Source organism: Pseudomonas ogarae (assembly GCF_014268695.2).
Classification (GTDB): domain Bacteria; phylum Pseudomonadota; class Gammaproteobacteria; order Pseudomonadales; family Pseudomonadaceae; genus Aquipseudomonas; species Aquipseudomonas kilonensis.
On sequence record NZ_CP077086.1, the window covers coordinates 986,932 to 999,334 of the forward strand.

Below are 12,403 nucleotides of genomic sequence, written 5' to 3' on the forward strand. Positions count from 1 at the left end.
CGCAGACCCTTGCCTGGCTGAATGGCTGGGTTATTCCAGATTTTCGCCACGCTCGCGGGCAATGGCACGGTAGCCAATGTCCTTGCGGTAGAAGCAACCTTCCCAGTCGATCTCGGCGGCAAGCTTGTAGGCCTGCTGCTGAGCTTCGTCGACACTGGCGCCCATGGCGGTGGCGCAAAGCACGCGACCGCCAGCGGTGACCACTTGCCCATCCTTCAACGCCGTGCCTGCATGGAAGACCTTGCCTTCCAGGCGGGCCGCGGCGTCCAGGCCCTGGATCGCGCTACCCTTGGCGTAGTCGCCCGGGTAACCGCCAGCCGCCAGTACGACACCGACGCTTGGGCGCGGATCCCACTGGGCTTCGACCTTGTCCAGTGCCTGGGCCAGTGCGGCCTCGACCAGCAGGACCAGGCTCGATTGCAGGCGCAGCATCACCGGCTGGGTCTCAGGATCGCCGAAACGGCAGTTGAATTCGATGACTTTTGGGTTACCAGCCTTGTCGATCATCAGGCCAGCATAGAGGAAACCGGTGTAGACATTGCCTTCCTCGGCCATGCCGCGCACGGTCGGCCAGATCACCAGGTCCATGACGCGTTGGTGTACCTGGGCGGTCACCACCGGGGCTGGGGAGTAGGCACCCATGCCGCCGGTGTTCGGGCCGCTGTCGCCGTCGCCGACACGCTTGTGGTCCTGGCTGGTGGCCATTGGCAGGACGTTCTTGCCATCGACCATGACGATGAAACTGGCTTCCTCGCCGTCGAGGAACTCTTCGATCACCACGCGGGAACCGGCGTCACCGAAGGCATTGCCGGCGAGCATGTCGCGCACGGCGTCTTCGGCTTCGGCCAGGGTCATGGCAACGATCACGCCTTTACCGGCAGCGAGGCCGTCGGCCTTGATCACGATCGGTGCGCCTTTCTCGCGCAGGTACGCCAGGGCCGGTTCGATTTCGGTGAAGTTCTGGTAGTCGGCGGTCGGGATCTTGTGACGCGCCAGGAAATCCTTGGTGAACGCTTTCGAGCCTTCCAACTGCGCGGCACCAGCAGTCGGGCCGAAGCAGTCCAGGCCACGGGCGCGGAACAGATCGACCACACCGGCGACCAGCGGCACTTCCGGGCCGACGATGGTCAGCGAGACGTTCTTTTCGGCGAAGTCGGCCAGTTGCTCCAGGGCCAGCACGTCGATGGCGACGTTTTCGCATTTGGCTTCGATGGCGGTGCCGGCATTGCCCGGTGCCACGAAAACCTTCTGCACACGGGGATCCTGGGCCACTTTCCAGGCCAGGGCGTGTTCGCGGCCACCGCTGCCAATGATCAAAACATTCATTTCAAAAAACCTCGGATGACGCTGATTCTGGATGCAGCGCTAAAGCTGCCTTTCTGTGGGAGCGAGCTTGTGTGGGAGCTGGGCTTGCTCCCACACCAACCCAGCTCCCACAGTGGGTCGGTGTATCAGTGACGGAAGTGACGCATGCCCGTAAAGACCATTGCGATGCCAGCCTCATCGGCAGCCGCAATCACTTCAGCGTCACGCATCGAACCACCCGGCTGGATCACGGCCGTGATGCCGACCTTGGCCGCGTTGTCGATGCCGTCGCGGAACGGGAAGAACGCATCGGAAGCCATGACCGCGCCTTGTACCTGCAAACCGGCGTGTTCAGCCTTGATGGCGGCGATGCGGGCCGAGTTCACGCGGCTCATCTGGCCAGCGCCGACACCGATGGTCTGGCGGTTCTTGGCGTAGACGATGGCGTTGGACTTGACGTACTTGGCGACTTTCCAGGCGAAGATCAGGTCGTTGATTTCCTGCTCGCTCGGGGCGCGCTTGGTCACGACCTTGAGGTCTTCGCTGCCGATCATGCCGATGTCGCGGCTCTGGACCAGCAGGCCGCCATTGACGCGCTTGTAGTCCCAGGCCGGTGCACGATCGGCCGACCATTGGCCGCAGGCCAGCAGGCGGACGTTGGCCTTGGCGGCAACGATGGCGCGGGCTTCTTCGGTGACCGACGGGGCGATGATCACTTCGACGAACTGACGCTCGACGATGGCCTTGGCGGTCTCGGCGTCCAGCTCACGGTTGAAGGCGATGATGCCGCCGAAAGCCGACTCGGTGTCGGTGGCGTAGGCCAGTTCGTAGGCCTGGCGGATGCCGCCTTCGGCGTCCGGGCTCACCGCCACGCCGCACGGGTTGGCGTGCTTGACGATCACGCAGGCAGGCTTGACGAAGCTCTTCACGCATTCCAGCGCGGCGTCGGTGTCGGCCACGTTGTTGAACGACAGTTCCTTGCCTTGCAGCTGGGTTGCGGTGGCAATGCCGACTTCGGCGGGCTTGGCTTCCACGTAGAACGCCGCGCTCTGGTGCGGGTTCTCGCCGTAGCGCATTTCCTGGGCCTTGACGAACTGGGTGTTGAAGGTGCGCGGGAATTCGCTGCGGCCTTCGGTCGACAGGGTCTCAGCAGCCTGGTTCACGGTGCCCATGTAGTTGGCGATCATGCCGTCGTAGGCGGCGGTGTGTTCGAAGGCCTTGAGCATCAGGTCGAAACGCTGGGCGTAGGTCAGGCCACCGGCCTTGAGGTTGTCCAGTACGCTGGCGTAGTCGCTGGCGTTGACCACGATGGCTACGTCTTTGTGGTTCTTGGCCGCCGAGCGGACCATGGTCGGGCCGCCGATGTCGATGTTCTCGATGGCAGTCGGCAGGTCGCAGCCGGGCTTGTTGATGGTAGCTTCGAACGGGTAGAGGTTGACCGCTACCAGGTCGATCGGCTTGATGCCGTGTTCGTTCATGATGGCGTCGTCGATGCCGCGACGACCCAGGATCCCGCCGTGGATTTTCGGGTGCAGGGTCTTGACCCGACCGTCCATCATTTCTGCAAAACCGGTGTAGTCCGCGACTTCCACTGCGGCAACGCCGTTGTCCTGCAGCAGCTTGAAGGTCCCGCCGGTGGAGAGAATCTCGACGCCCAGCTGTTGCAGCTCGCGGGCGAATTCGAGGATCCCGGTCTTGTCGGAGACGCTGATCAAGGCGCGGCGGATCGGCAGGCGGGTGGTCTGGTCGGTCATTTCAATTTCCATCAAAAGCAAGGGAAGTCAGCAAAAAAGGCGACCGTTTTTTACGCGGGCGCCTTTCTGGTTTGATTGAATGCTTACAGCAGATCGTACTGCTTGAGTTTCTTGCGCAGGGTGCCGCGGTTCAGGCCCAGCAGCTCACTGGCCTTGGTCTGGTTACCCTTGACGTAGTTCATCACGCTTTCGAGCAGCGGCGCCTCGACTTCGGAAAGCACCAGGTTGTACACATCCGTGACGGCAGCGCCCTCAAGGTGGGCGAAATAATTGTGCAGCGCCTTCTCGACACTCCCGCGAAGGGTCTGGCCTTCTTCGCTGGGCGTATTGAGGTGCTGTTTCAAATTCACGTTGTCGCTCACGGGTGTTGTTCCACTCACTAAAGTCTCGGTCATCATCGTCATGCGGCCACCCCTTCGTCCCCTGTCAGGCTCTTGTAACGCTCAGCGAAGAACGCCTGAACGTCGGCGCATTGTGCTTGTGTACCATCCAAACGATTGAAACGGGCGCGAAACTCCCTGGCGCCCGGCAGGGTTGCGAGATACCAGCCCACATGCTTGCGAGCGATGCGTACACCCATGACTTCTCCGTAGAAGGCATGTAGCGCGGCCAGATGCTCTAGCAGAATACGTTCCACCTCGGACAACTGCGGCGCCGCGAGCTTTTCGCCCGTGCGCAGGAAGTGTTCGATCTCACGAAAAATCCATGGCCGCCCCTGGGCGGCCCGGCCGATCAACAGGCCATCGGCACCGGTCGCGTCCAGCACGTACCGGGCCTTCTCGGGCGAATCGACGTCGCCGTTGGCAAAGACCGGAATCGACACCGCCTGCTTGATCGCGGCGATGGTGTCGTACTCGGCTTCACCGGTGTACAGGTCGGCACGGGTGCGGCCGTGGATCGCCAGCGCCGTGATGCCCGCCTGTTCGGCGATCTTCGCCACTACCAGGCCATTCTTGTTCTCCCGGTCCCACCCGGTGCGGATCTTCAGGGTCACCGGCACATCGACCGCGGCGACGACCGCCTGCAGGATCTCGGTGACCAGCGCTTCATCTTTCAACAGTGCCGAGCCTGCGGCCTTGTTGCAGACCTTCTTCGCCGGGCAGCCCATGTTGATATCGATGATCTGCGCCCCCAGCTCGACGTTCGCCCGGGCCGCCTCCGCCAGCATCTGTGCGTCGCCACCGGCGATCTGTACCGAGCGGGGCTCGGGATCGCCTTCGTGGATCATGCGCAGACGCGATTTGCGGGTGTTCCACAAACTCATGTCGCTGGTGACCATTTCCGAAACCACCAATCCTGCGCCCAAGCGCTTGCACAGCTGACGAAAGGGCTGGTCGGTGACGCCCGCCATAGGGGCGAGAACCAGGCCGTTCTGCAATGTATATGGGCCGATGCGTACCGCCGACATAGGACTTCCCTGAAGTGGGGCCGGATCATGAGACTTCGAAAAAGGGTTGGCATGATACCCGCTCTCGATGACTGGATAAAGATCGAATTGGATAAAATCTGAACAGCTATTTTGTTATCGCCAGCGGTTTGGTCTGGGTGGGGTCAGTCAGAAAGCTGCCGTCAATCGGCCGACCCTGGCCGGTTTCATTCGGGGGAATGGAAGCTCAGGCTGTAGTTCACCGCCTTGGGCCCAGGGTCCAGGATATCCAGTGCGATGTGAATGGGCGTCTGGGGCGGCATTTCGCCGCGGTCCTGGAGGTCGCCACCCAGGTACTCCCCGGCCTTGAAGCGGCGGCTGGCGATCAGGTGCCCGTTGAGATCGGCAAAGCGCAGTTCCAGCAGCGGAAAAGGTTGGGAGAAGGGCGCACGGTTGTAGATGATCGCGTCCACCACCAGGGCACCGCTGAAGTCCGGATGGCTGCGCACCACCAGGTTGCTGCTCTTGATCTTGGCGATGTCGACCTTGGACGGTACGTCGCAGCCGATGGTCGGGCAGATTTGCAGGAACCATGGCCGGTACTGGTCCTGACGGGCCAGTTCCTCGAAATGGTAGGCGATGTACTGGCCGCCCAAGGCCGCGGCGGCGAGCAATATCAGCAGGCCCCATAACATGCGTCGCCCCCAGGGCGAGCGGCGTTTGCGCCAGTCCAGTTGCAGCGGGTCGTCGTCCAGGTCGTGGAGGGCTTCGGCGCGTATTCCCGGCTCCTGGCGTTCCCGTGACTTGCGCAGTGGCACCGGTGGCTCGGGTTCGTCGTCGTGGTCGTCGGTGGCGGACAGGCGTTCGAGGTGTTCGTCGGGCTCGTCGTCCGGCGCCAGGTGGAGGGGGGCGACAGGCTCGTCGTCCGGTTCCAGGGGTTCAAGGGCCAGGGACAGGGACGGCTCGGTGCGTGGCGGCCGGGCCGGTTCGTGGGGCTCGAACGGTTCGACAGGGGTATCGAGGATGGCTTCGGCGCGTTCGCTCAAGGTTTCGCTGTACAGGCTGTCGGGCCAGGCTTGCTGTTCGCCAGAGAGCGAGTCGCGTTGCGCGCTCAGGTTGTCTTCCCGGCGCCGGCCGGTGTTTCCCGGCGCGCGATTGTCGCGCCGCTCCAGGCGCGCCAGTTCCTTGTCCAGGTCATCCAGATCCAGCTCGGCGGCGCTCCATTGTTTCTGGCTGATCGCCCGGGGCGGGGCTTCGACCGCAGGTTTGGAGGTCGGCGCGACGGCCGGCGCCGGTTGCTTGGCAGTGCGTTGTTCCAGCAACTGTCGCGCGGCATTGAACACTTGCAGGCACGAGCCGCAACGAACCACCCCGCGGGCCACGCTCAATTGAGCATGGCTGACGCGAAAACGGGTATGGCAATGCGGGCACTGGGTGACGAAGCTGTCAGTCATGCGGCAATCCGGTGGATACAGGCGCTCATTCTAGCGCCGACGTCCGGTGATGCGCACCCAGCCATCGCGATTGGCGATGGGGTCCAGGTCAAAGTCCGCGGCATAAGCGGCGGCGACTTCTTCACCCTGTTCGGCCAAGATGCCCGACAGCGCCAGGCGTCCGCCCGGCTTGACCAGGCTCGACAGTTGCGGCGCCAGGGACACCAGCGGGCCGGCAAGGATGTTGGCCACCAGCACGTCGGCCTGGACCTGTGGCAAGTCCTGCGGCAAGTACAGCGGGAACAGGGCTTCGGCAATGTTGTTGCGCCCGGCGTTGTCGCGGGAGGCTTCCAGGGCCTGGACGTCGATGTCGGTGCCGACTGCTTCCCGGGCGCCCAGCAGGAGCGCGGCAATCGCCAGGATCCCCGAGCCGCAGCCGAAGTCGAGCACGTTGCAACCCTTCAGGTCCTGGCCGTCGAGCCATTCCAGGCACAGTGCGGTGGTCGGGTGGGTGCCGGTGCCGAACGCCAGGCCCGGGTCCAGCAGCAGGTTGACCGCGTCCGGCTCTGGCGCGGCATGCCAGCTTGGGACGATCCACAGGCGCTGGCCGAAACGCATCGGCTGGAAATTATCCATCCAGCTGCGTTCCCAGTCCTGGTCCTCGATCACTTCGCTGTGATGCTCGGGCAGCGGGCTGCCGGTCAGCAGCTCGAGATGGGCCAGTACGCTGGCCGCCTCGGTGCCGCCTTCGAACAGGGCCAGCAGGTGGGTGTGGGACCACAGTGGGGTGGTATTGAGCTCCGGCTCGAAGATCGGCTGGTCTTCGGCGTCCATGAAAGTCACCGATACAGCGCCTACTTCAAGAAACGCGTCTTCATAGGTTTCGGCTTGTTCCGGGCTGATGGCCAGACGTACTTGCAGCCAAGGCATGGCGGGCACCTTTGAAAAAAATCTACAGGGGGCAGCGCTGGGCTGCAAAGGCGCGCAGTGTACGCCAGGTCGCGGGCAAAGTGGATAAGCGAGTCTTGCGCCGTCAGGGTGGGTGTTTCGATATATATATGTATGCCATGGGCGTATCGCCGGGCGGATAAGGTGCCGGTCCACACAGCAGGGAGGAATGTGTATGGACATCACTGCCGAACGGCACAGCAACATGGCGCGCACGGGGCTGGTCTCTTCCCCGCAGGCGGCGACTGCACACGTGACCCTGGAGAAATTGACGCGTTGGCAAGTGGCTATCGACGCGCGACTGCAAACCCAGATGAGCTTGCTGGAGGTGCTGGAAGAGTACCTGCTGGTCGAGCTGCGCACCCATTATCACCAAGGCAACATCGATCCACACTTCATCGACACCCTGCTCGACACGGTGTTGCAGCGCATGATCGACCAGGCGCCTGTGGTTTATGAAGAAGAGCAGGACTTGCCCTACCGTTGGCCCGAGGGGGTAGACCTGGGGTTCGCCCCCGAGCGTCGTGAGTTCGTTGCCCGGGCGGTGGAAAGCGCGGCGGTGAGGTTTGTCTGTCACTACAAGGACTATCTGCGGCGGCATTGGCGAATCGTTTCGCAGGATGCCTCGCTCGAGGCGTTGGTCAGGCAAAAACTTGATGAGCATCGGTTCGCGGTCGACGGGCTTTTCCAGCCTGACCATCTGGCCGGCCTGGACGTCGATGAATTGCGAGAACAGATCGAAGAACTCCAGGACGCCTGGCGCCAGACGAGTCGCTTGACGGCGTTGGCCACAAACCGTGAGCGGCGGGATCTTGGAGCGCTCGCGCGATTGCAATTGCCGCATTGGCTGCGGGGTTTGAGCAATCCTGATCGTGAACGGCTGCGAGCGTTTGAAAACCAGGCCGCGCTGGCGCAGGTACAAGTCGATGAGCTGGTCGATGGCCTGGGTTCGCTGCGGGCCTTCGCTCGGCAATTGGCCAGGGACTATGCCAGGGATGAATTGGACATGGTGGTCGAGCCTGACAGCATTCGCGTGCAGTTACAGTGGCGAACGGTGATGGGGCAGCCGGTGCACACCTACAACCTGAGTGAGCTGGTGGCGGCAGGCCCGGTACGGCCGGACGCGGTGTCGGTGTTCCTGGTGGAAAATGGCGGCATGCTGCGTAACCAGTCCCTTTCGCCGGACTTCATTGGCCGATTGTTGGCAAACGTCGATGCGCCTGCCGGGTACCTGCAAGCACTGGCCGATCGATATGAGCGGGCGGACCTGAAAGCGGCCATGCTCGATTGGTTTTTGGCGCGCCTGCAGCACAGTGCGTTTATCGCGCGTTGTGCGGGCCAGTTGTCGGCGACCGGCCATGACTCGCTCAGTGCTCTGTGGGGGAGCGACGTTGCGACGCCAACCGCTAGCGTGTGGCGTGTCGCCGGTCTTGTGCTTCCCAATGGCCTGAAGTGTGCCGATCCTCTTCTGTTCTACCGCGAGGACGTGGGCGACGACGTCAGTGGCCTGCTGCTGTATGCCCCCGGCAAACCCGATGGTCAGGAGTGGGTCGAATTGACCTCGCTTCGGGCGCTGAGCGGGGAGGTCGGTGCCTGGACCCAAAACGAAGCCGGTCGCGAGTATCTGCTACAGCAACTCCCTGCGACCGATCATGGACGGGCCCGGGAGTATTTTGCCAGCGTGGCGGAGAAACCGGCTTCATGGGACTTGGGCAAAGATCTCAGGGGCCCGGTGACGGGGTTCAGGGCCTGTCTTCAGAACGCTGTCTTGACCGGCCTGGCCAATAACCTGACGCAAGTGGAGCTGAACGAGTCGCCTCGTTGGTACTCGGCGTTGCCGCTGGAGTCCCGGCGCAACATCAGTGGCTTGAACCAGGAGTTTCTGGTTCAGCGGCAGGTGTTCGATGAACAGATGGCCGACTATGAAGTCTTCATCGACTTCGCCAAGCGTACCTTCGCCCATTTGATTGCGCCGTACCTGCGTAGCAAGGGGGTGCTTGAAGCGGTCGATCCGGCCACTCTGCTCATCGACTACAGCCCAGGGCTGGCAGCCGAGAAAAAAACCGCCAGCCTGCTGGACCTTGCCATCTTCGGATATGAGCACAACTCGGATATCGACGATCCCACAAGAGGCGTGCGCTCTTCCGTCGGCCAGGATTTGAAGCAGGTCCGCAGCGCCGAACTGGCGTCATACATTCGCGTGGCTTACCTGGGGGAGCGATATGCCAAGCACATCCGCGCCAGCTTTCTCGATGCCAAGGACCCTGAGTATTCGAAACGCCGCGAGGCCTACCGCTACATGCTGTTGGCCCGGATGGATCGCGACCTGCGTGTGGCCCATGGCAAGTCGATGTTGAGCACCGACGAATTCCAGTGGCTCACCCGGCAAGTCACGCTGCTGAGCGATGGGCGGCCGATGAACAGCGCCACGCATCCTAGTGCTGCCGTGACGCGTGAAGGCGTGATCAAGTTGACCGTCGGCGGTCATGTCGTGCAAGGGGTCTACGTTTTCACTTACTTCGATCCTAAGGTTTTTTACTGGTTGTACACACCCGATGCTCCGGACGGGATCCTGTTTCGCAAGTACCTGGATTTCTCCGGGAGCATCGCCGTGCAACTGCATCATTACTTACTGGAGCGGGTCGCACTGAGCGCGCGTGCCGCTGCAGGGCGTTCGCTGGTGGCGCTGGCGACCGGGAGCACGCGTGTCGATACGGTGCGCGAATTCAATCGGGTCATGGACATCAGCGCTGAATTCGATGCCTGCATCGAGCGCGCTGTCACCGATGTGGAGGACATCACCACAAGTCGTGCCGAAATGATCAGGGATCAGGTGTTCAAGGGCCTGATCTTCGCGGCGGCTCCTGTGTGCATGGTCTACCCCCCGTTTGCCTTGTTGCTGGACATTGGCTTGGTGGCTGTCAGCGCCGGGCAGGCGGTCGAGGCGCATGGGCAGGGCGACACGGAAGGCGCGCTTGGCCACTGGCTGGCCGCGACCTGGGGGACGCTGTTCGCCACGCTCGGTGCCGCAAGCATGGCCACGCTGCTGGGGCGCGCGGCCAGGAACCTGAAGTTCGCGGTGAAACCTCTGTCGTTGTCCGCTCAACGCTTGAGGCGCGCGACATCAGGCATCGCCAAAGAGGCTGGGCCGGTGATCCCGCCCATACGCCTGAAGCCGCAGCAGGCGGTCAGCGGAACACCGGAGCACTTGCAGCCGGTGATTGAGGAGGGGATTTTTTTGGGCACCTATCGCAGCCCGCCCAGCGCAACGCAACCGCTAGGTGCCCACTATATCCGGAGCAAGGGCCGGTACTACCAGGTGATGGAGGATCCCTACTTCGGCGGGTTGTGCCTGGTGGATGCCAGGCGTCCCGGCGCGTTGTACAAGCTGCCCATCCGCAGGCTGGCGAATGGCAAATGGACCCATAACAAAGTCGGCTTGAGAGGCGGCAATGACCATGTGCGCAACCTTGGGCGAGTGGGGGAGTTGCGCGAAGCGTTTCCCGGGCATGTCTTTCCGGACGCAACGCGGGGGGCGTTGCAGGGCGAGGCTGTGGTGGCAAGGTTCAGCGAGACGGCGGACAACTATCTGTTCTCGCTGAATGCGCAAACGTGCGTGATCGCTTCGTTGTACAACCCTGCCACCAAGATGGGGGCGGTCATTCATTTCGATCACAACATCCGTGCGCTGATCGAGCGCAGCGTCCGGGACGTGACGCGGCGCCTGGGGGGATCGCCCAAGGATATTCGTGCCACGCTGGTGGGTGGGGATTGGCTGACGGGGGCTGACATTGGTGAGCCGGTCCGGTTGGTGATGAGGCGCCAGGGTCTGCAACCCACCTGGGATCACTGGTCGTATTCTTCCTGCTTTGGGAATAACTATGGTGTTGCGCTGGATCTGCGCAGTGGTATCACCTCAGTATTCAAGACCTCACAGAGTCAGGTCGAACGCTACTACGTACCCGTGCTGGCGAGGGCGAAGCAGGGTTCTGGTCCGGTATCGGTACGTGCGCGCGGGTTCATGACGCGCTTGCGCAGCGAACCGTTGGTGGCCAATGCCGACGGTGCCGTTCGCACCCACCAGGGCCGGCCGGCGACTGCGGCGCAACTTGCCTTGCAGGAATTTTCTACGGTGATGCTGGGCTGATGCCGCTGCCTGCATCGTGAGCGACAGGCAAAAAAAAGACCCCGGCCAATGACCGGGGTCTTTTTACATTACTTGAAGCATCAGTGCTGGTTGCCCAGCTTGTGTTCCAGGTAATGGATGTTGACGCCACCTTTGCAGAAGCCTTCGTCACGTACGAGGTCGCGGTGCAGCGGGATGTTGGTCTTGATCCCGTCTACCACGATTTCGTCCAGCGCATTGCGCATGCGCGCCATGGCTTCGTCACGGGTCGCCCCGTAGGTGATCAGCTTGCCGATCAACGAATCGTAGTTCGGCGGAACGGCATAACCGCTGTACAGGTGCGAATCGACGCGAACGCCATTGCCGCCCGGGGCATGGAAATGCTTGACCGTGCCTGGGCTTGGCATGAAGGTTTTCGGGTCTTCGGCGTTGATCCGGCATTCCAGCGCGTGACCGCGGATGACCACGTCATCCTGGGTGAACGACAGCTTGTTGCCGGCGGCGATGCTGAGCATCTCCTTGACGATGTCGATACCGGTGACCATTTCCGAAACCGGGTGCTCCACCTGAACACGGGTGTTCATTTCGATGAAGTAGAAACGACCGTTCTCGTACAGGAACTCGAAGGTACCGGCGCCGCGATAGCCGATGTCGATGCAGGCCTTGACGCAACGCGCCAGGACTTCCTCGCGAGCCTGCTCGTCGATGCCCGGTGCCGGCGCTTCTTCGAGGACTTTCTGGTGACGACGTTGCAGCGAGCAATCGCGGTCGCCCAGATGGATCGCATGGCCCTGGCCGTCGGACAGCACCTGGACTTCGACGTGACGTGGGTTGGTCAGGAATTTTTCCAGGTAGACCATCGGGTTGCCGAACGCCGCGCCAGCTTCGGAACGGGTCAGTTTCGCCGAGGAAATCAGGTCTTCTTCCTTGTGTACCACGCGCATGCCGCGACCACCGCCGCCGCCAGCGGCCTTGATGATCACCGGATAACCGACTTCGCGACCGATGCGCAAAGCGGTTTCTTCGTCTTCAGGCAACGGGCCGTCGGAACCCGGAACGGTCGGCACACCGGCAGCAATCATGGCGTGCTTGGCCGAGACCTTGTCGCCCATCAGGCGGATGGTGTCGGCTTTCGGGCCAATGAAGGCAAAACCGGAATTTTCGACCTGTTCGGCGAAGTCGGCGTTTTCCGCCAGGAAGCCGTAGCCAGGGTGAATGGCGGTGGCGCCGGTCACTTCGGCAGCGGCGATGATCGCCGGGATGTGCAGGTAGGAGTGCGCAGCCGACGCCGGACCGATGCAGACGGATTCGTCCGCCAGGCCCAGGTGCATCAGTTCTTTGTCGGCCTTGGAGTAAACGGCGACGGTCTTGATGCCCATCTCTTTGCAGGCACGCAGAATCCGCAGGGCGATCTCACCGCGGTTAGCGATCAGAACTTTTTCCAACTTCGCAGTCATCAAAGGCTCTCCGC

General features: G+C 62.3%; 8 protein-coding genes. 1 reads left to right on the forward strand and 7 read right to left on the reverse strand.

Annotated elements, in window-relative coordinates:
• Positions 1–30: 30 nt before the first annotated feature.
• The 6 genes from purD to prmA all read right to left on the reverse strand — a co-directional run bounded on the left by purD (position 31) and on the right by prmA (position 6,788).
• Positions 31–1,326 (reverse strand): phosphoribosylamine--glycine ligase, encoded by a 1,296-nt coding sequence (gene purD / locus HU749_RS04205; RefSeq protein WP_003197406.1) that lies wholly within the window; start codon positions 1,324–1,326, stop codon positions 31–33.
• A 125-nt stretch (positions 1,327–1,451) separates the two neighbouring features.
• Complete coding sequence (gene purH, locus HU749_RS04210; RefSeq protein ID WP_014336383.1) at positions 1,452–3,059, reverse strand: bifunctional phosphoribosylaminoimidazolecarboxamide formyltransferase/IMP cyclohydrolase; 1,608 nt, start codon at positions 3,057–3,059, stop codon at positions 1,452–1,454.
• 83 nt (positions 3,060–3,142) lie between these two features.
• Entirely contained in the window at positions 3,143–3,463 is a 321-nt protein-coding gene (gene fis / locus HU749_RS04215; RefSeq protein ID WP_003186237.1) for a DNA-binding transcriptional regulator Fis, read from the reverse strand.
• Positions 3,460–4,467 (reverse strand): tRNA dihydrouridine synthase DusB, encoded by a 1,008-nt coding sequence (gene dusB / locus HU749_RS04220; RefSeq protein WP_186651158.1) that lies wholly within the window; start codon positions 4,465–4,467, stop codon positions 3,460–3,462. The genes fis and dusB overlap by 4 nt, the downstream gene beginning before the upstream one ends.
• 185 nt (positions 4,468–4,652) lie before the next feature.
• Positions 4,653–5,879 carry a DUF3426 domain-containing protein gene (locus HU749_RS04225; RefSeq protein WP_186651160.1) on the reverse strand — a complete coding sequence of 409 codons (1,227 nt, stop codon included), beginning with the start codon at positions 5,877–5,879 and terminating at the stop codon, positions 4,653–4,655.
• A 30-nt stretch (positions 5,880–5,909) separates the two neighbouring features.
• Positions 5,910–6,788, reverse strand: coding sequence for a 50S ribosomal protein L11 methyltransferase (gene prmA / locus HU749_RS04230; RefSeq protein ID WP_013692161.1), 879 nt, complete (start codon positions 6,786–6,788; stop codon positions 5,910–5,912).
• Between the two features lie 193 nt (positions 6,789–6,981).
• Between prmA and HU749_RS04235 the strand changes: the two genes are divergently transcribed.
• The gene (locus HU749_RS04235) at positions 6,982–10,953 is read left to right on the forward strand and encodes a dermonecrotic toxin domain-containing protein (protein ID WP_186651162.1); all 3,972 of its coding nucleotides are present in this window, start codon (positions 6,982–6,984) and stop codon (positions 10,951–10,953) included.
• Positions 10,954–11,033: 80 nt separating this feature from the next.
• On the opposite strand, the gene accC is transcribed toward HU749_RS04235, so the two are convergent.
• Positions 11,034–12,389, reverse strand: a complete 1,356-nt coding sequence (gene accC, locus HU749_RS04240; RefSeq protein ID WP_003197421.1) for an acetyl-CoA carboxylase biotin carboxylase subunit — start codon at positions 12,387–12,389, stop codon at positions 11,034–11,036.
• Between the last annotated feature and the right edge of the window lie 14 nt (positions 12,390–12,403).

What these genes read in the sequence shown, in the direction of transcription:
- purD (WP_003197406.1), bottom strand. Translation starts at nt 1,326, where the DNA reads ATGAATGTTTTGATCATTGGCAGCGGTGGCCGCGAACACGCCCTGGCC.
- purH (WP_014336383.1), bottom strand. Translation starts at nt 3,059, where the DNA reads ATGACCGACCAGACCACCCGCCTGCCGATCCGCCGCGCCTTGATCAGC.
- fis (WP_003186237.1), bottom strand. Translation starts at nt 3,463, where the DNA reads ATGACGATGATGACCGAGACTTTAGTGAGTGGAACAACACCCGTGAGC.
- dusB (WP_186651158.1), bottom strand. Translation starts at nt 4,467, where the DNA reads ATGTCGGCGGTACGCATCGGCCCATATACATTGCAGAACGGCCTGGTT.
- HU749_RS04225 (WP_186651160.1), bottom strand. Translation starts at nt 5,879, where the DNA reads ATGACTGACAGCTTCGTCACCCAGTGCCCGCATTGCCATACCCGTTTT.
- prmA (WP_013692161.1), bottom strand. Translation starts at nt 6,788, where the DNA reads ATGCCTTGGCTGCAAGTACGTCTGGCCATCAGCCCGGAACAAGCCGAA.
- HU749_RS04235 (WP_186651162.1), top strand. Translation starts at nt 6,982, where the DNA reads ATGGACATCACTGCCGAACGGCACAGCAACATGGCGCGCACGGGGCTG.
- accC (WP_003197421.1), bottom strand. Translation starts at nt 12,389, where the DNA reads ATGACTGCGAAGTTGGAAAAAGTTCTGATCGCTAACCGCGGTGAGATC.